This window comes from Paraburkholderia sp. GW821-FHT02A12 (genome assembly GCF_059422005.1).
Window position 1 is genome coordinate 1,096,182 of the sequence record NZ_JBWKWA010000002.1, and the last position, 24,165, is coordinate 1,120,346.

The 24,165-nt window shown below is 61.6% G+C and carries 20 protein-coding genes and 1 pseudogene; 8 read left to right on the plus strand and 13 right to left on the minus strand.

The window, feature by feature from the left end; all coding sequences use genetic code 11:
• The first annotated feature begins 197 nt into the window (after nt 1-197).
• The gene (locus tag AC07WT_RS26305) at nt 198-1,361 is read left to right on the plus strand and encodes a LysR family transcriptional regulator (protein ID WP_492591378.1); all 1,164 of its coding nucleotides are present in this window, start codon (nt 198-200) and stop codon (nt 1,359-1,361) included.
• Nucleotides 1,362-1,380: 19 nt separating this feature from the next.
• Here AC07WT_RS26305 and AC07WT_RS26310 read toward each other — a convergent pair whose 3' ends face one another.
• From AC07WT_RS26310 to AC07WT_RS26330, 5 genes are all read right to left on the minus strand, one after another.
• A complete protein-coding gene (locus tag AC07WT_RS26310; RefSeq protein WP_492591377.1) occupies nt 1,381-2,421 on the minus strand; it encodes a porin in 1,041 nt (346 codons plus the stop codon).
• Nucleotides 2,422-2,821: 400 nt separating this feature from the next.
• Nucleotides 2,822-4,069, minus strand: coding sequence for an Nramp family divalent metal transporter (locus AC07WT_RS26315; protein ID WP_494951048.1), 1,248 nt, complete (start codon nt 4,067-4,069; stop codon nt 2,822-2,824).
• Nucleotides 4,070-4,189: 120 nt separating this feature from the next.
• Nucleotides 4,190-4,918 carry an SDR family oxidoreductase gene (locus AC07WT_RS26320; protein WP_494949186.1) on the minus strand — a complete coding sequence of 243 codons (729 nt, stop codon included), beginning with the start codon at nt 4,916-4,918 and terminating at the stop codon, nt 4,190-4,192.
• A 132-nt stretch (nt 4,919-5,050) separates the two neighbouring features.
• Complete coding sequence (locus tag AC07WT_RS26325; RefSeq protein ID WP_494949187.1) at nt 5,051-6,043, minus strand: alpha/beta hydrolase; 993 nt, start codon at nt 6,041-6,043, stop codon at nt 5,051-5,053.
• A gap of 36 nt (nt 6,044-6,079) precedes the next feature.
• The gene (locus AC07WT_RS26330) at nt 6,080-6,961 is read right to left on the minus strand and encodes an MBL fold metallo-hydrolase (RefSeq protein WP_494949188.1); all 882 of its coding nucleotides are present in this window, start codon (nt 6,959-6,961) and stop codon (nt 6,080-6,082) included.
• Between the two features lie 164 nt (nt 6,962-7,125).
• Here AC07WT_RS26330 and AC07WT_RS26335 point away from each other — a divergent pair, with 164 nt between their 5' ends.
• Together AC07WT_RS26335 and AC07WT_RS26340 are read left to right on the plus strand one after the other, a co-directional pair.
• Nucleotides 7,126-8,049: a LysR family transcriptional regulator gene (locus AC07WT_RS26335; protein WP_492591373.1), complete on the plus strand. Its 924-nt coding sequence runs from the start codon at nt 7,126-7,128 to the stop codon at nt 8,047-8,049.
• A 125-nt stretch (nt 8,050-8,174) separates the two neighbouring features.
• Nucleotides 8,175-9,698: an amidase gene (locus AC07WT_RS26340; protein WP_494949189.1), complete on the plus strand. Its 1,524-nt coding sequence runs from the start codon at nt 8,175-8,177 to the stop codon at nt 9,696-9,698.
• Between the two features lie 29 nt (nt 9,699-9,727).
• Here the strand turns inward: AC07WT_RS26340 and AC07WT_RS26345 are convergent, their stop codons facing one another.
• Nucleotides 9,728-10,657 carry a LysR family transcriptional regulator gene (locus AC07WT_RS26345; RefSeq protein ID WP_494951049.1) on the minus strand — a complete coding sequence of 310 codons (930 nt, stop codon included), beginning with the start codon at nt 10,655-10,657 and terminating at the stop codon, nt 9,728-9,730.
• Nucleotides 10,658-10,825: 168 nt separating this feature from the next.
• Between AC07WT_RS26345 and AC07WT_RS26350 the strand changes: the two genes are divergently transcribed.
• The 3 genes from AC07WT_RS26350 (at nt 10,826) to AC07WT_RS26360 (ending at nt 14,549) form a co-directional block, all read left to right on the plus strand.
• Nucleotides 10,826-11,728 carry a porin gene (locus AC07WT_RS26350; RefSeq protein ID WP_494949190.1) on the plus strand — a complete coding sequence of 301 codons (903 nt, stop codon included), beginning with the start codon at nt 10,826-10,828 and terminating at the stop codon, nt 11,726-11,728.
• A gap of 479 nt (nt 11,729-12,207) precedes the next feature.
• Nucleotides 12,208-12,948, plus strand: coding sequence for an enoyl-CoA hydratase/isomerase family protein (locus AC07WT_RS26355; protein ID WP_494949191.1), 741 nt, complete (start codon nt 12,208-12,210; stop codon nt 12,946-12,948).
• A complete protein-coding gene (locus AC07WT_RS26360; RefSeq protein ID WP_494949192.1) occupies nt 12,945-14,549 on the plus strand; it encodes a CoA-transferase in 1,605 nt (534 codons plus the stop codon). The genes AC07WT_RS26355 and AC07WT_RS26360 overlap by 4 nt, the downstream gene beginning before the upstream one ends.
• 94 nt (nt 14,550-14,643) lie before the next feature.
• Here the strand turns inward: AC07WT_RS26360 and AC07WT_RS26365 are convergent, their stop codons facing one another.
• From AC07WT_RS26365 to AC07WT_RS26395, 7 genes are all read right to left on the minus strand, one after another.
• Nucleotides 14,644-15,342: a GntR family transcriptional regulator gene (locus AC07WT_RS26365; RefSeq protein ID WP_492591369.1), complete on the minus strand. Its 699-nt coding sequence runs from the start codon at nt 15,340-15,342 to the stop codon at nt 14,644-14,646.
• Nucleotides 15,343-15,444: 102 nt separating this feature from the next.
• A complete protein-coding gene (locus AC07WT_RS26370) occupies nt 15,445-16,149 on the minus strand; it encodes an ABC transporter ATP-binding protein (protein WP_492591368.1) in 705 nt (234 codons plus the stop codon).
• A gap of 12 nt (nt 16,150-16,161) precedes the next feature.
• Nucleotides 16,162-16,878: an ATP-binding cassette domain-containing protein gene (locus tag AC07WT_RS26375; protein WP_494949193.1), complete on the minus strand. Its 717-nt coding sequence runs from the start codon at nt 16,876-16,878 to the stop codon at nt 16,162-16,164.
• The gene (locus tag AC07WT_RS26380) at nt 16,875-17,978 is read right to left on the minus strand and encodes a branched-chain amino acid ABC transporter permease (RefSeq protein ID WP_494949194.1); all 1,104 of its coding nucleotides are present in this window, start codon (nt 17,976-17,978) and stop codon (nt 16,875-16,877) included. The genes AC07WT_RS26375 and AC07WT_RS26380 overlap by 4 nt, the downstream gene beginning before the upstream one ends.
• A complete protein-coding gene (locus AC07WT_RS26385; RefSeq protein WP_494949195.1) occupies nt 17,975-18,841 on the minus strand; it encodes a branched-chain amino acid ABC transporter permease in 867 nt (288 codons plus the stop codon). The genes AC07WT_RS26380 and AC07WT_RS26385 overlap by 4 nt, the downstream gene beginning before the upstream one ends.
• Before the next feature lie 24 nt (nt 18,842-18,865).
• A complete protein-coding gene (locus AC07WT_RS26390) occupies nt 18,866-20,092 on the minus strand; it encodes an urea ABC transporter substrate-binding protein (protein ID WP_492591364.1) in 1,227 nt (408 codons plus the stop codon).
• A gap of 98 nt (nt 20,093-20,190) precedes the next feature.
• A complete protein-coding gene (locus AC07WT_RS26395; RefSeq protein WP_494949196.1) occupies nt 20,191-21,693 on the minus strand; it encodes an amidase in 1,503 nt (500 codons plus the stop codon).
• A 357-nt stretch (nt 21,694-22,050) separates the two neighbouring features.
• On the opposite strand from AC07WT_RS26395, the pseudogene AC07WT_RS26400 reads away from it, so the two are divergent.
• Nucleotides 22,051-22,332, plus strand: a pseudogene (locus AC07WT_RS26400) (MFS transporter); the annotation flags it as partial.
• 250 nt (nt 22,333-22,582) lie between these two features.
• Nucleotides 22,583-24,106 carry a M81 family metallopeptidase gene (locus AC07WT_RS26405; RefSeq protein ID WP_494949197.1) on the plus strand — a complete coding sequence of 508 codons (1,524 nt, stop codon included), beginning with the start codon at nt 22,583-22,585 and terminating at the stop codon, nt 24,104-24,106.
• The last annotated feature ends 59 nt before the right edge of the window (nt 24,107-24,165 follow it).

A 24,165-nucleotide genomic window follows, 5' to 3' on the forward strand; every position in this document is an offset into this window, starting at 1 on the left:
AATTGTGAATCACGCCACGCATCGAGCGCAGACGGCCGTCCATCGCCTCATCCGACGATGCGGCGACTGACCACGCCCAGCACCACGTCATCTTTAGCCGGCCGTCGAGGCAATGCGACAAAGCCGCGCCACATCGTCTCTGGACGAAAACACTCTTCCATCCCCGCAACAATGGAGGCAGGCCGACGACTGGCGCCTTGAAACTCCTTTGCAGATGGCCGTTTGCCGATTTCACAGTTTGGCGAGGCCGTCTGAGGGGGCGAGCGTTCTCCACAGTCGACCCAATTGCCTATCGAAATCTGGCGGGCTATGTTGAGACCGCTTTCAAAGTAGTGGCCGTATTGGCCTACCGCAAACCGGACCGGCCAAACTTCGTTGTCGGCAATCAAATGGGATCAATCGTGGCGCCCATCGATCATTTCAATCTTCGAACGTTTGACCTGAACCTCCTCGTAGCGTTTGATGCACTGATTCAGGAGCGAAGCGTGACGCGCGCGGCGGCGCGTCTGCGCGTGCAGCAACCAGCGATGAGCCATTCGCTTGCAACCCTGCGCATGCTGCTTGGTGACGAACTCTTTGTTCGCGTCGGACAGGCAATGGAGCCAACGGCGCGTGCTGCAGCCATGGCCGCACGCGTCAGCGATATCCTCCGGCAAGCGCAGACAACTTTGGGGTCCTTTGAACTTTTCGACCCATCCACGTCGAGTCGGACATTTCGTCTCGCGCTCACTGGCGAACTCGAGGTGCTGCTGTTGCCTTCGTTGTTGGCGCATCTTGAGAGCATTGCACCTGACCTTCGCATTCTTACGCAAGGCGTTGCCGAGCGCTCGCAAGCGCGTCGCTTACTGAATAGCGGTGAAGTCGATCTCGCAATTGGCTGTTTCAGCGAGTTCGATTCATGGCACCGCAAAGAGCTGTTGTTCGATGAGACTGTCTCGTGTTGCTTCAACAGCGACCTGCTTGGCCTGACGCCCCCTATCAGCGAGGGTACGTATCTTGAACTGCCCCACGTTCTGGCATCCTTCGACACCAAGCTCCATGGATGTTTCGAAGACTCCCTAGCGCACCTCGGCGTCAGGCTCAATGTTAAATGTACTGCGCCGAACTATCTTGCAGTTCTCGCGATGGCTAGCGTTGCGCCGGTGCTGTGTACCTTGCCGACCCGCCTTGCCATGAAGTACGCAAAGCAGTTCCGCCTTTCGATAGCTCCGGTTCCATTGCCGATGGGGAAATTTCCCACGTGGGCCGTCTGGCACGCCAAGTCTGTGGGCGAAGGCGCCCTTGACTGGCTGCGTGCGCAGATTCGGGAGATGCTTTCGAGCCTCGTCAGGACGGAAGTTGAGGCTCCCGTCCCAGTTTAGTTTCAGCAGGTACGTCTGCTTAGAAAAGATGTTGTATGCCGAGAGTTACACCGGTCGTTGTGCCCTGACCAGGAAGGAATGACGCTGGGGCGTTCGATGCGATCGAAGTACGCATGGCACCCCGGTTATTGACCACACCCAATTGCGTGTATAGCGTGGTGCGCTTCGAGAGCAGGTATTGTGCGCCAGCGCCGACCAGGATCGATTCGTTTGCCGCGTCGCGCACGTCATGGTTGACATACACCGCCGCATTGAATACCAGGAATGGTGAAGCGGTCCATTGAAGGCCACCCGCGTAAACATTTACGTCGTTGCAGGCGGTCAGTTGCTGGTTTCTATATTTGGTGTAGGAAAGATGAAACGTTAGTGGCCCAATCGCGTAGCCAACTCCGGCGTTTTCCCCGATGAATGCCGTGTCGGATGTGTTCGGATTGTTTGCCTGAAAATACGCCAGAGTTGCACTGACAGGCCCGCGGCTGAAATTGAGCGCGGCGCTTACATGGCGCCCAGTCGCGACACTTCCAGCGACGTTTCCGAACGCATACTCCACCGATCCGCTCAATCCACCGATGGTCGGCGACGTGTAGATAACCGAATTGCTATCGAACAATCCTGTTCCGCCGAAATGGTCAAAATAGACGGAGACATGGCTGGCATATTGAGGCCCGCCGCGCGCGTCGGCGTTGACGAGGGACATGAAAAACGGGGAGAACTGGACCCCGGCATGTATCTGACCGAGGGGACCATTCACGCCAACGTACGAGTTCCATCCAAACAGATTGCCATTCGAATTGCCAAAGCCGCCGTTTGTCGTTGAAAAGCCGCTGCCAAGTTTAAACTCTGTGCTGTACCCGCCACCGAGGTCCTCCGTTCCCCTTAACCCCCAGACCGACGGCGCCCATGCACCATCGAGCGCGCTAAAACTGCTGCCACTGGCTTTGCTGGATTTACTCTGATAGTAGAGTCCGGAGTCCATGATCCCGTAGACGGATACCGATGACTGAGCCCAAGCGCAAACCGATCCAACCGACAACGTTAAGCCTGCGAATAATCTTCGCATCACACAACCTCCATAGCGAACAACTCAATTGAAGAGGTAATATCAACACGATTTGACGTGCTTGATTGACTTGCATATTGGTAATCCTAAGGGTTATGCGTGGGAGATCCAATCGAGGCCAATAATCTGAGCATCGACGCGATTGATGGAGTGTGAGATCTCGCGAGCCGGCCTCCGACCTCAACGGTTCACAATGTGTTGTATGGGGCATGGGATGCGGCCGAGCACGATGGCGGATCGTTGCTGGTTTGGAAGACTTCAAAATAAAGTTGTTTAGCGCCCTCGTTGAGGCGGAGGCGCTGGCCGCATGCCATCGACCATGTTCACAGCACCTGACAGAGCGTGTGAAGGGTTGGTTTGCGTTTGCGCGTGGAAGAAGCTTTCCACCGGTGCGCCGGTCTCACGGGGAGACGGAAATGCCCGCAATCTGGAGCAATAACACCAGGTTCAGCGCCAGCACGGCGATGGCGCTCGTCACTGCCGAGATGGTCGTCAGACGGCTGTTCCGGTGGCGGCCCATCAGTTTACCGCTCGAAGTGAACCACACCAGCGCGATCATCGGTATCGGCAACGCGACGCTCAGCACGACCTGGCTCAGCACGAGCGCACGGGTGGCATCGACTCCCCACGCCACTACGGCGAAGGCCGGAATCATCGTGACGAGCCGCCGAGTCCACACTGGGATGCGAAAGCCGACGAAGCCTTGCATGATCATCTGGCCGGCCATCGTGCCGACCACCGAACTCGACATACCGGAGGCGATCAGCGACGCGAGGAACAGGCCAGCCGCAGCGCCGCCGAGCAGTGGCGTCAGCGTGTGCCAGGCAGTTTCGATGCTCGCAATCTCCGGGTGCGTCTGATGGAATGCGCTGGATGCCATGATCACCATCGCCATGTTGACCAATCCCGCCACCCCGAGCGCAACTGCGACCTCAATGTTTGAGAACGCGAGCAGCTTCGAGCGTTCGCGGTCGTTGCGCGGCTTCACGCGATTCTGCGTCAGGCCCGAGTGCAGGAACAGGGCATGCGGCATCACTGTTGCGCCGATGATGCCAACCGATATCGTCAATGCGTTACCGTCTGCCATGCGTGGCGTAAAGGTATGGCGAAAGACCTCGGGCCACTGAACTGGAGCGATCAACAGTTCAGCCAGATACGACAGGCCGATCACGCCGACGAGGGCGGTTATCACAAGCTCAAGCGGGCGGAAACCCTTTCTCTCGAGCTGCAGTAGCGCATACGTGACGGTAGCGGTAATTAGCATGCCCGCCATCATCGACAGATGCAGCAGTAGCGATAAGCCGACCGCCCCACCAACGAACTCGGCAAGGTCGGTCGCCATCGCGGCAATTTCGCTTATCACCCACATCGCGATCACCCATCGACGTGGCAACGATTCGCGGCAAAGCTCCGCGAGATTGCGGCCTGTGACGAGGCCAAGCTTGGCCGACAGCGACTGGAACAACATCGCGATCAGGTTGGCGAGACCCACGACCCACAGTAGTGTATAGCCGTAGCCGGCACCCGCCTGGATGTTGGTCGCGAAGTTGCCGGGATCCATGTACGCAATCGACGCGACCACTGCCGGCCCTGCAAACGACAGCATCGCTCGTGGCCCGCGACGTCGACCCGCGAGCGTTTCGCTCATACCGAAACTGGTCTGCTCGGTGAGTGTCTGTGGCAAGCCGTTCCGAGTGGTGATTTCGTTCATGACTGGGTCACGTTCGATGCGCTGTCTGAAAATTTGCAGCGGCATGTCGCACAAGACTTACCACGGCTGCACTTCGCCGTCGTGATAGAACGTGCCGGTTGGGCCGTCGTCTGCGAGCGTGGCCAGTTGCACGCTGGTGCGCGCGCCTTCTTCGGCGGACAACGGTGCGTCGACGCCATGAAGATCGGTCTTGACGAACCCCGGATGGGCCGCGTTGACCTTGATCGCAGTGTCGCGCAACTCATACGCAAGGTGCACCGTCCACGCGTTGACCGCTGATTTCGAAACGTTGTACGCCGGGATCTTGAAGTTGTAGAACGTCGATGCGGGATCCACGTTGGCTGCCATCGATCCAAGGATGCTTGACACGTTGACGATCCGTCCGCGCGCCGATTTTCTGACGAGCGGAAGGAATGCGTTGGTGACCGCAACGAGGCCGAAAAGATTGGTGTTGAATGTCTTGCGCCACGTGTCCAGCGGCTGTGCCGATGGTGCCTTGTCGAACGCGTCGAGCATGATGCCGGCGTTGTTCACGAGCACGTCGAGATGGGGATGCCGGCTACTGACCGCGGCGACGGCAGCGGCGATCGACGCGTCGTCGGTGACGTCGAGCTGGAGCGCTTCGGCGCTGATGCCTTCGCGATCGAGTTGGGCGACGGCATCAGCGGCGGCTTGTGCGCGGCGGCTGCCGATGATCACATGCATGCCTGCGCGGCCAAGCTGGCGTGCGGTTTCGAAACCGATGCCCTTGTTGGCGCCGGTAATGAGAGCAATTGTTTTTTCCACTTTGAAGTTCTCCTGGTTGAAAAAGTGCGCGAGACGTCCCGGGCTTTGCGGATGAATGTGCCGCCACGTAACTCGATAAGCGGATTTCTTCTGCCATGCGGAGCGGCGACCGTGCCGCATGGCACGATCCGATCAACTGGCTGAAGAAGGCGCGTCGAATGTTTCTTCGAAGAAGCCGGCGATGGCATCGAACACCTGCCGGCGATTCTTCTCGAGGACGGCCATATGCGTTGCCTCGCCGATCTCGACCCAGCGCCGGTACGGTGCGCCGCGCAGTTCGGCGAAATACGCACGTGCGAGGTCGAGCGGCACGTCCTGGTCCCATTCGCCGTGCACGAGCAGTGCCGGCACTTCGATATCCGCGGGATCGTAGAACGGCTTGCCCGCTGTCCAGAATTCGCGGATGTCGAGGATCGCGCCATTGGTGGCGCGGATCGACTGCTTGTCGCGCAGCGCCGCGTCGGGCTCGGTCCTGATCGTCGCCGCCGACCAGGCTTCGAACCAGCCGTCGGGCAGCAGCGCTGCGCGCTTGTGCGCCGGCGCGGCGCTGAGCCAGCGTTCTTTCGTGGTGGCCACCGGCACGATCCGGTAAGCGTCAAGTTGCCCGCCCGTGTCGATTGGCACTGGTTTGTTGCTGAGCCATTGCGGCGCGATAAGCGCCAGCTTCGTGACCTTGTCGGCGTTGCGGCTCACATAGGCGCCGGCGACGCTGCCGCCCCACGACATGCCGATGACGTTGAGCCGGTGCAGATTGCGGGTACGCAATACGAAGCTCACCGCGCTCGAGAAATCGCGCACCCCTGTCTCCGTGCGCACGAGCGGCGCGTTCCCGGCTGGCGGGCGGTCCATCTCCACGGGGCGCGTCGAGCCGCCATAGCCTCTGACGTCGACGGCATAGACATCGAAACCCTGTTGCGCCAGGTAGTCCATGAACGAATATCCGCCAAGCGGTACGTCGTACAGGCTGCCCGACGAATAGGTCGCGCCGTGAACCATCAGAACCGTGCGCCGTTCGCCGAATTCCTTCACGTCGGCGAGGCGTTTGTTGATGATATGGAGTTTGATGTCCGGCGTATCGCTCGGAATCAGGAACTCGTCCTTGATGATGCGATTGGCGTCTTTCATGCTGAAGTCCGTTTGGTTCGGTTGATCGGGGGCGCCTTAGCAGTAACGCCACGAGAACTGTTCGCCTTTGCGCGTGACGAGGCCCGCGGACGATTCGGCGAAATGCGTGCTGAAGAAAATGGCGCGCCGCTCGGCGACGTAATCGAGCGCCCATTTGCGGGATTCGCGGGCCGCGTCCTGGAACTCGCAGAATACGGAGTTCCATTGCGGTCGCACGACCTGGACCGGGTGGTGCATCACGTCTCCGCCGAACAGCGCTTCGTGGCCGCCGGAAGACAGGCTGATCGACAGATGATCGAAGCTGTGTCCCTGGGTTTTGTGAAACGCGAGACCGTCGATGAATTCGCTGCCGTCCGCGTCGATCATGATCGCCAGGCCTGCGTCCACCACTGGCTTGACGCTGTCTTCGAAGACCCCGGCGCTGGGCTCCTGAACGTTATCCGGGTTTGAGTAGAACTCGTGTTCAGCCTTCGAAAATACATACTTCGCATTAGGAAAGGTCGGCACCCACTGACCGTCTTTCAGGACCGTATTCCAGCCCACGTGGTCGACATGCAGATGCGTAAGGAGCACGAAGTCGACGTCTTCGGGGGCGACGCCGGCTTCGCGTAGGCGCTCGAGGTAAGGCGTGTGCAGCCGGTGAAAGATTGGATTGAGCGGCCGCTCCTTATCGTTTCCCGAGGCCGTGTCGATCAGGATCGTGTGGCGGTCCGTCTTGACCACCCACGTGTGGATGCTCTGGATCAGGTGTTGGCGGTCGGCGGTCATGTTGCCCGGGATCAGCCACCCGCCGTGCTCGTTCGCCACATCGTCATTCCAGGCCGGATAAACGAATGAGGGCGGCACTTCGCCAAGCGTGAGCTCGGTCACACGGGTGACGGTTGCGTTGCCGATCTGATAACTTAGTGTCTGTGTCATGACTTGGTCCATCCTGTCTTTCGAACGATGCGATGGCGCCATAGTGACGCGGACAGCCCGCGGGAAAAACAGGGGACGGCCGAAAACACTATTCCCTGGCTGGAACAATGGCGTGTGTTCCGGTTTCCGCGTCGATCATTCCCACATGCCTTTAAGCGATCGAGATGGATAAATTCACGGCTCTGCAAACGTTTATACGCGTGGTGGACTCCGGCAGCTTCAGCAAGGCGTCCGACCTCCTGGACATGCCGAAGTCCACCGTGACACGTCTCGTACAGCAACTCGAGAGCGAACTCAAGGTCAAGCTGCTGCACCGTACAACCCGCCGGCTCACCGTGACCCAGGAAGGAGCCGCTTACTACGAAGGCGCGGTCCGGTTGATGGAGTCTCTCAGCGAGCTTGACTCCGGCATTGCGCTCGCTTCCGCGACGCCGCAAGGCAAGGTGAAGATCGAGGCTCCGGACTGGCTGGCGACGATGGCGGTCATTCCATCGCTGCCGGATTTCCTCGCACGCTATCCGGAGATTCAACTGGAGATCGGCATCAACAACCGGTCCATCGACCTGATTTCGGAAAACGTCGACTGCGTGCTGCGCGTGGGTCCGCTACTGAGCGACTCGCTGATCGCGAGGCATCTCGGCGATCTGCCGCTCGTCACGTGTGCGTCGCCCGACTATCTGGAGCGTCAGGGCATGCCTTCGCATCCGCAGGACCTTGCGATGGAGCACTCGCTGGTGCAGGTGGCGTCGCCTCGTACGGGCCGACACTTCGTGTACGAGCTGAGTCGTGACGATGATCGCATCGAGATCGCGGGCCAGCACTGCATATCGGTGAACAATGCGAACGCAGCGCTTGCTGCCGGCCTGGCGGGGCTCGGCATCGTCACGACGTATGCATTTCTTGCACAGGCTCATCTTGATTCAGGCGCCTTGGTAAAGGTGTTGCCGGGATGGTCGAGCGGCTCTGTCCCGCTGCACGTTGCGTGGCCGTCCAACCGGCATCTTGCGAACAAGGTCCGGGTGTTCGTCGACTGGATCTGCGAGACGGTCGCGCAGCGGGTGATTCCTCAGGGAAAGCTGCGCGTCTGAGCGACACATCGCGATTGTGATATTGATATCTGCGTGATATGTTAATCGGATGGTAATCGACGACAGAATATTTCCCGTGGCTGCGTCGCACCTTCCATTTCACGATGTCACAGGAGCGCAGTGTCATGTCAGGAATGCCGGAAGTGCCGGAAGCGAGCGAGTTGCTGCGAATTGCAGACGAGTATGGATTTCAGATATCGCCTGAAGAACTGGGTGTGTATGCGGCATCGATTGACGAGAGTTTGCAGGCATACGCCCAGATAGAGCGGCTGCATGGCGAGATAGCGGCTACGCCGTCGCCAATGCGCGAGGGCGCGCGGCCTGCCGATGCCGACAATCCACACGGCGGCTGGGCCTGGAAGATGTCGCTGCAAGGTGCAACGTCCGGACCGCTCGCCGGCAAGCGCATCGTTATCAAGGACAATGTCGCGGTGGCCGGCGCGCCGATGCTGAACGGCAGTGCGCTGCTCGAAGGTTTCGTGCCGCAAGAGGATGCGACGGTCGTGTCGCGCATCCTCTCGGCGGGCGGGATGGTCGCCGGCAAGGCCGTGTGCGAAAACCTCTGCTTTTCGGGCGGGTCCCACACATCCTATCCGCGCTACGTCGAGAATCCGCGTGCGCCTGGCTATATGACGGGAGGATCGTCCAGCGGTTGTGCGGCGCTGATTGCGAGCGGCGAATGCGACATGGCGATCGGCGGAGACCAGGGCGGCTCGGTCAGAATTCCCGCTTCGTGGTGCGGCATCATCGGCCTAAAGCCGACGTGGGGCTTGATCCCTTATACCGGGGCGTTCCCGATTGAGCCGAGTCTCGATCATCTTGGGCCGATGGGCACACGGGTCGAAGATATTGCGTGCCTGCTCGATGTGGTGGCGGGGCGGGACGGGCTCGATTCGCGCCAGATCGACGTTCCGTTTGAACGACCGTCGTACAGCGCGGGCCTGAATGAGCCCGGGCGAAAGTTGCGGATCGGCATCCTGCAGGAAGGCTTCGGCTGGGAAGGCGTGTCGAATCCGCAAGTCGATGCGCTCGTCAGGCAGACGGCGGAAAAATGGCGCGGTGCCGGGTGTGAGGTCTACGACGTCTCGGTGCCGCTGCATCGGCACGGGCTCGACATCTGGACCGGCATCGCGACAGAGGGCGCATGGGGCACGATGGTGCGTGACAATTCGGTCAGCCACGGGCCGGCCGGCTTTCAGGACGTCGGTCTGATTGCTCACTATGCTCGCGCGCGCCGCGAGCGGGCGTCGGACTTTTCTGCCACGGTCAAAAGCGTGATTCTGCTCGGCGCCTATCTGCACGAAACGGACGGCGGCATTCACTATGGGCGGGCGCAGAACCTGCGCCGCACGCTGCGCGCTGCATACGATGCGGTACTCCGGGATGTCGACGTGCTGGTCATGCCGACCACGCCGCAATTGCCGACGCCGCTCGAGGCCGACGGCTCTCTCGATACGTATCTCGGCACTGCGCTCAACATGATGAACAACACCGCGACCTTCGACGTATCGGGCCATCCGGCATTGAGCATGCCGTGCGGCACGTTGGACGGTTTGCCTGTCGGGATGATGCTGGTCGGCAGGCGCTTCGACGAAGCCACGCTACTGGCCGCCGCCTGGCGATTCGAACAGTCCGGTTACGCGCAGTAGTTCCGCAGTCGCGGGCCGGCCATATCGGTTCAGCGCTCGCCATGCGGCGTAGCGCTGAAAATCGGCATGCGCTCGACGATGAGCTCGAGCAGCGCTGCCGCTGCTTTCGACAGGTGGCGTTCCTCGCGGAGCAGGACTCGCGCATAAGTCGAGTTGAACAGGGGATGGGCGAGGTCGATCGCCGTCAGATCCTGGTCGAGCGGCGCGAGCAGCGTCGTGGACCTGCCGAGAAAGGTCAGGCCTCGGCCCGTGCGTACGAACCGCTTCAAGGCGGTCACGGAGTTTGAGGTGAGGGTGGGCGTGAGCCGCACATGCTCCATGTCCGCGACGATGCGCACGATCTGCCCCAGCCCGAATGCCGACGTCATGAGTGCGAGCGGCCACGCCTCGACCTCCGCCAGTTGTAGCGGCACCGTGCGCGCGGCGAGCGGGTGCTCACGCGACGCGACCAGTCTGGCGGGATTCCATCCACTCGCCCGATGCACCACGCGCGGGGCCGGCGGCGGATTGTATGCCAGCCCGATATGGGCGACATCGTTCGCGACCTCGCTCACGACGTCGTTCACCGGCATCACGCTGACCGTCACATCGAGCTTCGGATAGTCGTTGATGAAGGGGGTGAGGACGTCATCCATCAGCGACTCGACAAAGCCCTCGCTCGTCGCGATTCTGACGCTGCCCATCTGCAGTCCTTTGAGATCCTGCAGCGTGCTTTCGAGCGCCTCGCGCTCCGACTGACAGCCACGCCAGTACGCGAGCAGCGCATGCGCGGCCTCGGTGGGAGAAACGCCGCGATTGCCGCGCTCGAACAGGGGCGCGCCGACCTCATCCTCCAGAAGACGCAACTGCCGCGTCAGCACGGACGAAGCCGTGTTGAGCGCATCGGCTGCGCCGCGTATCGATCCTCTGGACAGAACCTCGTAAAAGTAACGCAGGCGGCGTTGGTTGATTTCGCGAATGCCCATCTGATTCTCCCGGCGCTGCCAGGTCGGCAGCGCAAATAGCCTGATTTTGCTGTTGCAGAGGATTTTATTGGCTGGCGAGCATAGCGCCGAAGTTACGGAATCTGCGGGACTTCCTCGCTCGGCTCATGCCGTTGTCACGGCGCACTTGGACAGGCAGGGCGGATGTTCGGCCGTCAGGCGCTGGTGGGGCTCAGCACCAGCCGCTACGGCACGCTGACGTTCGGCCGGCAGTACGACGCGCCGACCGAGCTTGCCGCACCGTATTCCGCATCGGGATGGTGGGTGCCGGCCACGCATATCGGCGACAGCGATAACTTCGACGGATCCGTGCGCATCAACAACTCGATCAAGTATCGTTCGCCAACGCTTTACGGCTTCACCATGCAGGGCATGTATGCGCTCAGCAATCAGGCGGCCGGCGGTACCGGCGGCTTCGCAAACAACCGTGCGTGGAGCGTCGCGGCAAACTATGTCAATGGTCCGTTCTCGGTCGGCGCCGGCTATCAGTTGCTGAATCATCCGAATTCGACGACCAATACGAGTGGCGCAGTGGGCGGGGCGTCGACCACGAACGGCGACGACTACAGCACGGTCTTTTTCTACGGTATCGACGGCGGCGTGGCGCGCCAGCAGATCGCCGGCGCGGGTGGTAGCTTCACAAGCGGAGCGCTGATTGCTGCCCTCAGTTTCAGCCACGTCCAACTCGACTATAACGACGGCGCGTCGCGGCGGCTGAACAACTACGAGGGCAGCGTGCGTTACCGGATCAGCACGCCGCTGCAACTGGATGCGGACTATGTGTTCACCGACGGTCATGCAAGCGGTCTCCCGAAGACGAATGGAGCGTCGCTTCATCCACAGTGGCACCAGTTCACGCTTGGCGCCGATTATCTGATGAGCAAGCGCACCGAGCTCTACGTGTCCGGCGGATTTCAGATCGCCGCCGGAGACGCAAGCACGCTGCGTAATGGTTCCTACCAGAAGATTGCCGCAATCGCCGTTGCCGGTGCCTCGTCGAACAGCCGCCAAGTCGTTGTGATGTCTGGCATCCGCCACCGCTTCTAGGCGAGACTACGGCGAAGAGGCCGACCCGGAGTGCGCGCTGGCGGCTTCCTCGCTCGCTGGAACAAGGCGGCATCAGGCGACATCGGCGCAGACATTTGTCACGCCCCAGTCATTCTGGTTGATCGACGTGCATTCTGATATGTCAGAAGAATGGTAGAAGAGTATCATGAACAGAATTCGCAGCAATAAAGCGCGTTCAGCCAATGTCTCTATGTCTGCATCGTTTCTTCGGCGCAAAAAAAACGCACATTAGCCGCGAATAGTAGGAATCGTGTCGATCGTTCAGCTGTTCTGCATGGGCAACATACCCGCTTGACAGCGGAGAAGCGGCCACACTATTCTGTCGTCGTCTGATATGTCAGTGGTCGACTAATCGGGTGTCGATGTTTGCGCGCAACTGCGACGTGCGCCGTCGCAGGCATATGCATACTTTTGCGCCTGTTCCCCGGCTGACGCTTGATTACATTGAAGAGGTCAACATGCAGGCAACACAAACGGGGGCCGTGCGGCAGTTCATGCTGGATCGGCCTGAACGCCGCAACGCACTCGGCTCGGAGACGATCCGCCAATTCGAGGCGGGCTTGCGCGACGCGCAGCGGGACGAAACTGTCGGCGCAATCGTTCTGTCGGCGGAGCCGCCGGCGTTCTGTGCCGGTAGCGATCTGAAGGAACTGGGCACCTTGTCGATCGACGGCATGTGCGATCACGAACTCGAAACGGCACGTGTTGCCCGATTCATCGCAGCGATGTCGAAGCCGGTGATCGCCGCGGTGGACGGATACGCGCTGGGCGGCGGTTTCATTCTTGCCGTGTCGTGTGACGTCGTGGTCACCGCGCCTGCAACACGCTGGCATCTCCCCGAAGTGCCGAACGGCTGGTTGCCGCCGTGGGGTTTGCAGGCGTTGATCGCGCGCGTGGGTCCGGTCAAGGCGCGCTTGCTGACGTGGGGCGCGGATGCGATCGACGGTGCCGAAGCACACCGGCTCGGTGTCGCGGACTACCTGGCGGAGCAGGGCGGTGTCGACGGGGCAGCGTTGGCGCTGGCGTCGAGGCTGGCCGCGCTGCCCAGCGATGCGGTGCGCTCATGCAAGCGTTTCTTCGAACCGTTCGTCAGTCTGGATGGTGAACGGCTGGATCGTTTGGCAGCCGAGCATTTCGCCCGCAATTGCGCAGCACCGCAGGCACAGGCCACGCTGTCACGCTTCGGGAGCAAGTCATGAGCAAAGTGATCTCCGCAAGCGATGCCGTAGCCTCGATTGCCGACAGCCAGACCGTCGCCTCGGTCGGCGTCATCGGCTGGGTCGTGCCCGACGCGACGCTGAAGGCATTGGGAGAGCGCTTCCAGCAGACCGGTTCGCCCCGCAACCTGACGTTCTATTTTCCCTGCGGTACGGGTGACGCGGTCGGCATCCGCGGCATGGATCATGTGGCGCAGGAAGGTCTGATGAAGCGGATCGTGTCGGGCTCCTACATCAACCCTGTCAATCCGGCTACGGGCGAGCGGCCGGCGTTGATGGAGCTGATTCGCGCGAACAAGGTGGAGGCGTATTCGTGGCCAATCGGTGCGTCGATGCATTGGCTACGCGAAGTGGCGCGCAAGAGCCCTGGCTACCTCACGAGTATTGGGATCGGCACTTATGCCGATCCCGATCACGGCGGCGGAAAGTTTACGGAGCGGTGCAGCGACGATCTGATCCGCAAGGTCGACTTCGAAGGGAAAACGCTGCTGTTCTATCCGGCATGGAACATCGATGTAGCAATCATTCGTGCCTCCAGCGCCGATGAATTCGGCAACCTGTCGTTCGAGGACGAACCCCTCGTCTCCGCCGGTCTGGCGCTCGCACTGGCTGCCAGAGCCAGCGGCGGGCGCGTGATCGCACAGGTACGCCGGATCGTCCCGCGAGGGGTACGCGTGGCCACGGAGGTCAGATTGCCCGGCATGTTCGTCGATGCGCTGGTCGTCGATGAAGACATGATGATGAGCACGGATACGCCCTACGATCCGGCCTATCTGCAGGCGGGCAATGGGACCGCCCGGCTTCCCGACATTCCGTTCGGCCCGGACAAGGTGATCGCGCGGCGCGCGGCTCAGGAAGTCCGCAAACGCGAGTTGTCGATCTTCGGCTTCGGCGCGGCCGCCGACGTGCCGCTCGTCTTGCTGGAGCAAGGCGAGATCGATCTCGTCAACGCGCCCGACGATTACTGGTTTACCACCGAGCATGGCTCATACGGCGGGGTCGTGATGAACGGCTGGCAGTTCTCCGCGAACCTGTATCCACAGGCGTTGATGGACGGACTGTCCCAGTTCGACGCGATCGACGGAGGCCTATGCCGCTTCGCTGCGCTGGCGTTTGCCGAGTTCGATGCGCGCGGCGTCGTCAACGTCAGCAAATTTGGGCGTGCGAATCCTGGTGCCGGTGGATTCACGGACATCGCGGTGAATGCGCAGCGTCTGGTTTTCACGGGCACTTTTACCACCGGCGGTCTGGACATCGCCTATCGGGACGGCCGCATGTCAATCGTTCAGGAGGGCAAGGTAAGCAAGTTCGTCGCGGACGCGCAGAGCATTACCTATTCGGTAGCCGAAGGGGTCCGGCGTGGGCAGAGCGCATTGGTCGTCACCGAGCGTGCGGTGTTCGAGGTCACGCCGGAGGGGCTTGTATTGATCGAGATCGCGCCGGGCGCCGATCTGCAAAACGACATACTGCGTCTGATGAGTTTTCCGCCTGCCCGTATTCTCGATCCGCTACCGCTGATGGATGCGCGGCTGTTCGATCCCGCTCCCGCGTCTGCACGGCTTTCGCAACCCGAACTGGCGTAGGAACATGCTCGCGCGGCGCCAGGCGCTGCGCGTCCTGTAGCACTTTCCGCGCCAGTTCCACTACGCACGAGCGCCGGCCCGCACGGCGTTTTTATCACTGCGCGAGGGAGAAGGAATCGAGCGCCGAGCGCGTCAGCCGGTCGAGTAGCGACATGAGGTCGGCGGACGCAGCGACGGCCTCCGCTGTCGTACCGGCGGCAATGCCTTCGAGCACGGCAGCATGCAATTTGGCCGCTTCGAGAAATGCATCGGCCTCTTCGACGGTCTGATACCAGAAGCGCCGCGACTGCGCGTGGATCGCCAGCATCGTATGCGACAACATCGCGTTGTGCGTGGCGCGTACCTGAGCGTCGTGAATGGCGCGGTTGACCTGGAAATACTCGTCGACGTTCTTGCGTTTTGCTGCATCGACGATCCGCTTCGCCAGGCGTTTCAGTTCCGTGCGTTCGGCGGGCGTGACCCGCATGCAGGCGCACCGGACAATCAGTTCCTCCAGCGGTCGGCGTACTTCGAGCAATTCGAGTTGCTGGCGTACGTCGACATTGCAGATCGAGGTGCCTCGTCGCGGCCGCATTTCGACAAAGCCGAGCTGACGAAGGCGCTGTAGCGCTTCGCGCACCGGCGTGCGGCCCATGTCGAGTTCGTCGGCCAGCTGCACTTCGGACACCATGTGCCCCGGCGGCAATTGGCGCGTGACGATCATCTGTTCGATGCGGGAAAACGCGATATCGGTCAAAAGCTGGTCGGCCGCTGGATCGTCTTCCTGCACCGGGACGGCCTTTCTGGATGTCATTCGATTGCCTTCCTGTATAGAACGAGTCGGCGACTAGTATATCAAGTGAGCAGCTAAGGCTTCAATCGGCGTGGGCGCGGCTTTTCGCAACCCGTTCAGCACTCAAAGGTGCACGCCGGCGTGTTCGTTCATGAGCTGCGGATCGCCGAGATGCTCGTGCGGAATTTCGGCGCTGATTTTGCCTCGCTTGATGACCAGCACCCGTTCGGAAACCGAGACGATGAACTCGAGATTCTGTTCGACCAGCACGATCGACAGACCGGTTTTCGCGCGTAGCCGCACGAGCGTTTCGGCGATCTCTTCGATGATGGAAGGCTGGATGCCTTCGGTCGGTTCGTCCAGCAGCAACACGCGCGGCTTGCCGGCGAGCGCCCGCGCGAGCGCCAGCAACTGCTGCTCGCCACCGGACAACTGACCGCCGGGCCGTTGCAGCAGCGGTTTGAGGCGGGGAAAGTCTTCCAGCAAGGTATCGAGCACCTCTGCCTTGGACGGGCCCTGCCTGACGGCGCCCATATTCAGGTTGTCGAGCACGCTGAGGGTCGGAAATATTTCGCGCCCCTGTGGCACATAGGCCAGCCCGAGACGGGCGCGCGAATGAGTGGGCAGCCGGGTGATGTCCTCGCCGCCCAGCAGAACGCTTCCGTGGGTGGCGCGCAGTGCGCCCACGATCGTGCGCAACAGCGTGGTCTTGCCCATGCCGTTGTGCCCGAGAATGCCTACGGCTTCGCCGTCGGCGACCTGAAACGAGATGCCGTGCAGTACCGGGATAGGTCCATAGCCCGCACGCAGTTCGGTAACGTCCAGCATGGCCGGCTCCTGTCAGTGTGATTTCTTGCCGAGATAGATCTGCTGCACGAGCGGATTCGCGAACACGCGCTCCGGCGTGTCCTCCATCAGGATGGCGCCCTGGTGAAGGACCGTCACCTGTTTCGCAATGCGTCGGATGAACGACATGTCGTGCTCGACGACGATCACGGCGTGCTGCCGGTTAATCTCGAGAATCAACTGGGCGGTTCGTACCGTTTCAGCATCGCTCATCCCGGCGGCGGGCTCGTCCAGCAGGATCAGTTGCGGGTCGGCCGCGATCACCACCGCCAGTTCGACCCACTGCCGCTGACCATGCGCGAGCAGTCCCGTCACAGCGTCGCGATACGGCGCCATGCCGACACGCTCGAGCGTCTCGAGCGCGATGCGCGCAGCGTCTGCCGATGAACGCTTGCGGCGTACAGAAAGCCAGACGTTTTCGAACACGGTCAGGCCGTTGAACAGACTCGGCACCTGTGTCTTGATGCCGATTCCGAGCGCGGCGGGCGTGTGAGGCTGCGCACCGGCGACGTTCTGCCCGCGAAACAGGATCTCACCCGAGGTCGGCTTCACCTGGCCCGTGAGCAGTTTGAAGAACGTGCTCTTACCGGCGCCGTTCGGCCCGATCACGCAGCGCAACTCGCCTTCGGCCAGCGTGAAGTTGATATCGCGGGCGGCGTGCACGCCGCCGAAGCGCACGTTGAGGTTTCGCGTTTCGAGTAAAGCGTTCATGCGGAGCGCTCCGGTGCGGAAGAGGTGCTGCCTGGCGCCGCATCGTGCGCGGTGGGTCTCTTGGCGAGCAGGCGGATGATCCGTTCGATAAGCGCTCCGCAACTGGGCACGATCCCGCTGGGTAGCAGCAATACGGTGGCCATCACGATGGCGCCAAGCACGAGACTGGCGTTGACGGTCTGCTGCGTGCCGATCTGCGCGGTCAGCCACTGGATCGCCACACAGCCGAGCACCGGACCCACCAGCGTGCCGGCGCCGCCGACCATGACCCAGATGATGATCTGCGCGGACTGTGCGAGGCCGAATACATTGGGGCTGGTGAACGAGCCCCACGTGGCGAACAGGCATCCTGCCAGCCCTGCAATCGCGCCGCCGATGGTAAAGACCAGCAGCTTGTAGGCGCGCGTGTCGTAACCGAGCAGCGACGCACGCTGTTCGTTTTCGCGCACGGCGACGATCACACGGCCGGTCTTCGAACGCAACAGGGCGCGCAGGCCGAGATAGATCAGCAGCAACGCGCCCATCGCAAACTCGAACAGTCCACGCGGTTCGAGCACGGAGTCGGGCTGGCCGGGCCAGTTCAGCGGCGCGATGCCAGGGATGCCGTTGAAGCCGCCAAGCAGCGTATTGCCGATTTTCCATTCCGGGCCGGAGGTCGAGTTGACCAGATTGAACAGGATCAGCGTGACGGTGAGCGTGGTGACGCCCGCATACACGTCGGAGATGCGGCCATAGAACATGACATAGCCGAGCAGGGCTGAGAACAGGGCGGGCACCGCGATCGCCAGCATCAATGGCACCGTACTGTCGCCTAGGTTGCCGACCGCTATCGCATAGGTATATGCGCCAATGCCGAACATCGCCGACTGGCCGAAACACAGAATGCCGCCAAAGCCCCAGATAAAGCCGAGACTGAGCGCGAGTATCGACATCACCACATAGACGCTTGCTTGAATCAGCGTGAAGTCATCGAGTATTCGCGGCAGAAGCACCATCAATCCGAGGGCCACGGCGGCGGACACGCCGGCGCTAGCCCACGATTGCCGGTAGCGTGCCATCGCACCCGGGCGAGGCAGCGAGACAGGTTCGGACGAGTTCATAGTGATCCCTTGAAGAAGCGGCCGGTAATGCCTTGCGGCAGCCGCCGCAGCATGACAATAGCGACGACCAGCAGCGCGACCTCTCCGAGCACCGGCGTCGTGCCGAAGGTGGCAAGCTGATTCACCGTGCCGAACAGCGACGCGGCGCTAACGAGGCCCGTTAGCACGGCCGGTCCGCCGCTGATTACGGTGATGAATGCCTTCGCGATGAATGCCGCGCCCATTGTCGGCACCACGCCGGTGAGCGGTGCCAGCAACGCGCCGGCGAAGCCGGCGAGCGCGGCGCCGGCAGCGAACGTCAGCGAATACACACGGGACGGATCGATGCCAAGCGCGGCCGCCATGGCCGGGTTCTGCATCGTGCCGCGGGCAATCAGGCCCCATTGCGTGCGCAACAGGACCCAGCGGCACAGCAGCGTCAGGACGATGGCGCAGCCGATCACCGCCAGCGTGTACAGACTGATCGAATAGCTGCCAATGGACACGCTGCCGAGCGGCGCTGAAATCCCCACTGTCGTATTGCCCGCTACTGCGGTCATGATGCCGGTGAGCAGTAGCGACAGCCCCCACGTGGCGAGCATGGTGTCGACCATGCGGCCGTACAGATGCCGGATGAAAAGCCGCTCCACGACGATCCCGGCGATGCCGATTGCCAGCGGCGCGACGACGAAGATCGCGAGCCAGATACTCACGCCCAGTCGCGTCGCCATGATCGTGGTGTATGCCCCGAGCATCATAAACTCGCCGTGCGCGAGATTGATCACCTTCATCATGCCGAAGATGACCGCGAGGCCAGCCGAGACGATCACGAGCGACGCAATCGCATACAGGATCTGGACGAGAAAGACGAGGTAGATATCCATGGCCGTCCTTGCTGCGCGTGACGATTAGAGTTTGATGACGTACTGCTGATTGTCGTCAGGATTTTTCTTCAGATTGCAGACAGCGCTCATGTCGCCGGGGTGCTGCTGCGGGAAGGTCTGCTTGACGTCGAAGTCTTTTGCCCTGACTTCGGCGAGACTCACGTCGAGCGTGCAATGGTGAGTAGCCGGGTCGATGCTGATCTTGCCGCTCGGGCCGGCGAAGCCGATGCCCGATTCGAGCGCCTCGATCATTTTCATCCGGTCCAGCGAGCCTGCCTTGCTTACACCTTCGGCCCACAGGTTGAAGCCTTGATACGTGGCAACCGAAAACTCGCTGAAGCTCGTATAGTTCTGGCCGAAGCGTGCGCGCATGCGCTGCTTGAATGACCGGTTCTCGGGGTTGTCGAGGTTCTGGAAATAGTTGTATGCGACGAGGAAACCGTCGCATTCCGCCGGCGAAAGGGTGATCTGCTCATTGCCGGTGCCAAACGTGGTGGAGGCGAGCGGAATCTTCTTGTGCATGCCCGATGCAGCCCACTGCCGGTAGAACGACATATGCGAGCCGCCCACGAGCGCCGATACGACCATGTCGGGTTTCGATGCCTGAATCTTCGAGATGACGGCGCCGAAGTCGGTCACGTCAAGCGGGAAGAAGTCGGTGGAGACGATCGAGCCCTGGTTGTCGAGTACATATTTCTTGATGTATTGCGACGCGATCTGACCGTAGTTATAGTCGGCGGCAATCACATACACTTTCTTGCCCCACTGCTTCATTGCGTAGGGTACGAGCTTTGCGGTCGTCTGTCCGGGCGTGACACCCGTGCAGAATGTGTTGCGGTCGCAAACGCCGCCTTCGTACTGCGTGTTGTAGAAGTAGAGCGTGTGATAGCGCCTCATCACCGGACGGATCACCTCTCTCGATGCGGACGTAATGCCGCCCTGAACGACCGCGACCTTGTCGCGCAAGGCGGCTTGCTGCGCGAACTGGGTGGCGAGTTGCAGATTCGACTGCGGATCGTAAGAGAGCAGTTTCAGCTTTCTGCCGAGCAGGCCGCCCTTGGCATTCCATTCCTCGACCGCGAGGGTCAGGGAATCCAGCATCGGCTTGCCGTAGATATCCATTCCTCCAGACTGGTCGTGAATGCTGCCCACCAGGATTTCGTCTGCCGCCAAGGCGGCGAATGGGATGCCGGCGCCTGCGGTCGATGCGACGGCTGCGGCGGTGGACTTGATGAACGTACGACGATCCATTATTTGGACTCCATATGAAAGCGTTCTGGACCTGGGAGGCGGGAGACGCGCCTGCATGCTGCCGGCGCGGAGAAGGGGGCACGCATTGCGAAATACGGCTAGCGGGTTGCGGCTTCGACGACGGCGGCGGCTCGCAATAAGGCGGCATCGTCGAAGTGGCGGCCGGTCAGCATCATGCCGACCGGTAACCCTTGCGATACGCCGCACGGCACGCTCAGCGACGGATGGCCGGTCATGTTGAATGGCGCCGTGTTGGCGACCATGTTCCAGCCGGCCACCACCAGTTCCTCCGCATTCAGAGTGGGGTTGTACCGGTGGGCTTTCATCGGCGTGGTGGGGGTCACCAGGATATCGACGTCCTGCAGCAGCCGGTCGTATTCGGCCCGCAATGCCGCGCGTAGCGACTGGCCTTTCGCATAGAAGCGTCCCTGGTAGTTTTCGCGCATGTACGAGCCGAGCAGCAGGTTGAATTTCGCCTGCATCGGCAGGTGTTGCGCGTGTTGTTGCATGCCCGTGCCGAACGCAACGCTGAGGTCGGGATCGTAGCGGCCGCTCCAGTGATGTCCCTGGCCGTTGTTCTGGAACGTCGCGCTGACGCCCTCGGCAAACACCCCCCAGACGATGGCGCCGGCGGCGGAATGCGCCGGGCAACTCACGCGCACGACGGTAGCACCGCGCGCGCTCAGCGCGTTGATTGCATCGAGCACACACGCGTCAACGTCGTCTTCCGCTCCGTCGGTGCCGAAGCCTTGCTCGAGAATGCCGATGCGCAGTCCGCTGAGGTCGATTGCGCCGGCTGCATGAGTGTAGTGCTGCAGGGGCACGATGCCCTGGCGCGGATCGAAGGAATCTTTACCGGCCAGCACGTCGAGTGCCACCGCGACCTCGCGTACTGTGCGCGCCATCGGGCCTGTGTGATCGAAGCTCAGGTCGAAGCCGAGAATGCCGGTGTACGGCACGAGTCCGAAGGTCGGCTTGATGCCCACCACGCCGCACCAGGAAGCTGGAATGCGGATCGACCCTGCCTGGTCGCAGCCGATGGTCAGATCAATGTCTCCAGCAAATAGCGCGGCGGCGGAGCCACCCGAGGAACCGCCCGCGAGATGCGCGCTACTGTGCGGATTGAACGTCGGTCCGTAGGCGCTGGTGTCGCCCGCACCGGAGAACGCGCAATTGTCCATATTCAGGATCGCAACGATGTTGGCTCCCTCGTCGAGTATGCGGGTGACGATCGTGGCGTCCTGCGCCGGCGTGTAGTCGAACACGCGCGAACCGCAGGTGAGCGGCACGCCCGCGAGACTGATGCTGTCCTTGAGGCCGACGCGTACCTGGGCGAGCCGGCCTGCGGCAGCGCCACGTACCGAGCAGCGCCGAACGATCGCGTTGCAGAAGTTGTCGGCATCGGCGGGGCGTTCACCGGCGCTGCGCTGTGGATATTTCAGCGGGATGGGCGCGAGCGGCCATTGCGCCAACGCGTCGTAATTCTGTAGAACCCTTTCGAACAGCGCGCCATAAGCGCTCTCCTCGTCGGCGCCGACGTCGAAATGATTTTGCTCGGCAAGGTTTCGGATTTCACCCAGGTTGGGGCGACGCACTGACATGATGAGTTCCTGTCCAATGACTTTTTTCGGAGCGCGACGGTGTCGCGCCGCGCACAGTAGCAATCCATCGACATCTGATATGTCACATGTCGGCAAATTAGATGCGTCAAAAAATAAAGTCAACTAATGACCGAAGCTGGATTGCCGATCGCGTGCTGGCGCCAGCGCCGAATGAGGAAGTAGGCGCCCTGTGCTGCCTTTTGGGCAGCGCAGGGTGGTGACGTTTGCTGTTGTCATGGCGTTTTTTGGATGACGACCATGTAGCCAGCTCCACGCCACGCCTGAAAGAGGGAACCGATGAAAGTACTGGGTGAAACAACCGGGAAGCAGTTGTACGCGCCGAGACCCGACGCCGGAATGAACATGGAAAAGGCCGCGCTTTACCGCCAGATAGGATGGCGCGTGCTGCCGTTTCTGATGATCTGCTACATGTTCGCGTATCTGGACCGCATCAACATCGGCTTTGCCAAGCTGCAGATGCAGTCTGACATCGGCCTCACCGATACGGCTTATGGGCTTGGCGCCGGAATTTTCTTTCTGGGCTATGTGCTGTTCGAAATTCCGAGCAACCTGTTGTTGCCCAAGGTCGGCGCACGCAGAACCATCAGCCGGATCACGGTGTTCTGGGCGATGCCATCTGGCTACCTGAAGGGCGACGCAGCTGCGGGCGGTATTGCCTATATCAATACCGTTGGGCTGCTCGGCGGTTTTCTCAGTCCGATCATCATGGGCTGGGTCAAAGACATGACCGGCACGATGACGGCCGGACTGTTCGTGATGGTCGGACTGCTGGTTGCCGGCGCGCTCCTGACGATTGCGAACCGCCTGCCCGTCGATTCGACCCAATGACCCATGCAACGACCCATCGATCCACGAACGTTCATCTTCCATGCGAATTCTCATTGCCGGCTTCCAGCACGAAACCAATACCTTTGTCGCGCTCAAGGCGCATTATCAGAACTTCGTCAACGGCGAGACGTTTCCTTCGCTGAAGCGCGGCGAGCAGATGCTCGAGTTGCGGCACATCAATATTCCGGTCGGCGGCTTCATCAACGAAATCGAGCCGGACGGTCATACGCTGATCCCGGTGCTCTGGGCCGGTGCGGGGCCATCCGCGCACGTGACGCGCGAAACATTCGAGAGAATTGCCGGCGAGATCGTTGACGCCTCTCGATCGTCCCTCCCGGACGCCGTGTATCTCGACCTTCACGGTGCGATGGTGACCGAACAGGCGGACGACGGTGAGGGCGAACTGCTGGCGCGCGTGCGCGCGGTGATCGGACCTGACGTACCGCTGGTGGCGTCGGTGGATCTGCACGCCAACGTTACGCGGCGCATGCTTGAAACGGCCGACGCGATCGTGGCCTATCGGACTTATCCGCATGTCGACATGGCGGAAACGGGCCGACGGGCGGCGCGTCTGCTGCGCGCGCGTCTGGCTGGCGAGCGGTGGCGCTGCGCCTGGCGCCGCCTGCCATTCCTGATACCGATCAATGCGATGTGCACGCTGGTCCCGCCCGCCCAGCCCGCTTATGAGCGGCTAGAAGCAGCGGAGCGGGGCGGACTCGCATCGATGTCGTTTACGCCGGGTTTCCCTGCGGCGGACTTTGACGAATGCGGGCCTGTAGTGTGGGGCTACGGCGCCGACGCCGAGGCGGTCGAACGTGTGGTCAACGGCTTTTATGACTCGCTGATGCACTCGGAAGCTGACTGGGCCGTGCGTTTTCTCGCGCCCGAGGAGGCGGTCGCCGAAGCGATGCGGCTGTCGGAGGGCGCGAACAGGCCGGTAGTGATCGCCGATACGCAGGACAATCCTGGCGCTGGCGGCGAATCGAACACCACCGGCATGTTGCGTGCACTGCTGGCGCAACGCGCACAGCGCGCCGCCTTTGGCGTGGTGCACGATCCGGAGGCGGCGAGCGCCGCGCATCGCGCAGGTGTCGGCGCTCGCATCGACATCGAACTCGGTGGCGAATCGGGCGCGCCCGGCGGCGCGCGTTTTTTCGGCACCTTCGAAGTGGAACGTTTATCCGAAGGGCACTGTGTGTTCGACGGACCGATGCTCAACGGCATGGTGGTCACGCTGGGCCCGACCGCCTTGCTCAGGATTGACGACGTGCGCGTGGTGGTGAGCAGCGAGCGGCCGCCGCAGATGATGGATCGCAATCTGTACCGGGTAGCCGGCATTGATCCGGAGAAGATGCGCATCCTGGTCAACAAAAGCTCGGTGCACTTCCATGCCGACTTCGATCCGATTGCGAGCGCGACGCTCGTCGCCAAAGCCCCCGGCGCGATGCTGGCCGATCCGGGTGACCTGCCATGGCGGCATCTCGCGCCCGGTATGCGGGTTCGCCCGCTGGGTGAGACGTTCGATGCCTCTGCTGTGCCGCTGTCGCGCACTGCCCGGCAGTAGGCTTTTGCTGCGGGACATGCCGCTTCAGTAACGGACGGGCCGCCGCGCCCGTCCGTCAA

Coding starts and splice junctions, on each gene's coding strand:
- AC07WT_RS26310 (WP_492591377.1), bottom strand. CDS start 2,421: ATGCGAAGATTATTCGCAGGCTTAACGTTGTCGGTTGGATCGGTTTGC.
- AC07WT_RS26315 (WP_494951048.1), bottom strand. CDS start 4,069: ATGAGCGAAACGCTCGCGGGTCGACGTCGCGGGCCACGAGCGATGCTG.
- AC07WT_RS26325 (WP_494949187.1), bottom strand. CDS start 6,043: ATGAAAGACGCCAATCGCATCATCAAGGACGAGTTCCTGATTCCGAGC.
- AC07WT_RS26330 (WP_494949188.1), bottom strand. CDS start 6,961: ATGACACAGACACTAAGTTATCAGATCGGCAACGCAACCGTCACCCGT.
- AC07WT_RS26335 (WP_492591373.1), top strand. CDS start 7,126: ATGGATAAATTCACGGCTCTGCAAACGTTTATACGCGTGGTGGACTCC.
- AC07WT_RS26340 (WP_494949189.1), top strand. CDS start 8,175: ATGTCAGGAATGCCGGAAGTGCCGGAAGCGAGCGAGTTGCTGCGAATT.
- AC07WT_RS26350 (WP_494949190.1), top strand. CDS start 10,826: ATGTTCGGCCGTCAGGCGCTGGTGGGGCTCAGCACCAGCCGCTACGGC.
- AC07WT_RS26355 (WP_494949191.1), top strand. CDS start 12,208: ATGCAGGCAACACAAACGGGGGCCGTGCGGCAGTTCATGCTGGATCGG.
- AC07WT_RS26360 (WP_494949192.1), top strand. CDS start 12,945: ATGAGCAAAGTGATCTCCGCAAGCGATGCCGTAGCCTCGATTGCCGAC.
- AC07WT_RS26365 (WP_492591369.1), bottom strand. CDS start 15,342: ATGACATCCAGAAAGGCCGTCCCGGTGCAGGAAGACGATCCAGCGGCC.
- AC07WT_RS26370 (WP_492591368.1), bottom strand. CDS start 16,149: ATGCTGGACGTTACCGAACTGCGTGCGGGCTATGGACCTATCCCGGTA.
- AC07WT_RS26375 (WP_494949193.1), bottom strand. CDS start 16,878: ATGAACGCTTTACTCGAAACGCGAAACCTCAACGTGCGCTTCGGCGGC.
- AC07WT_RS26380 (WP_494949194.1), bottom strand. CDS start 17,978: ATGAACTCGTCCGAACCTGTCTCGCTGCCTCGCCCGGGTGCGATGGCA.
- AC07WT_RS26385 (WP_494949195.1), bottom strand. CDS start 18,841: ATGGATATCTACCTCGTCTTTCTCGTCCAGATCCTGTATGCGATTGCG.
- AC07WT_RS26390 (WP_492591364.1), bottom strand. CDS start 20,092: ATGGATCGTCGTACGTTCATCAAGTCCACCGCCGCAGCCGTCGCATCG.
- AC07WT_RS26395 (WP_494949196.1), bottom strand. CDS start 21,693: ATGTCAGTGCGTCGCCCCAACCTGGGTGAAATCCGAAACCTTGCCGAG.
- AC07WT_RS26405 (WP_494949197.1), top strand. CDS start 22,583: ATGCGAATTCTCATTGCCGGCTTCCAGCACGAAACCAATACCTTTGTC.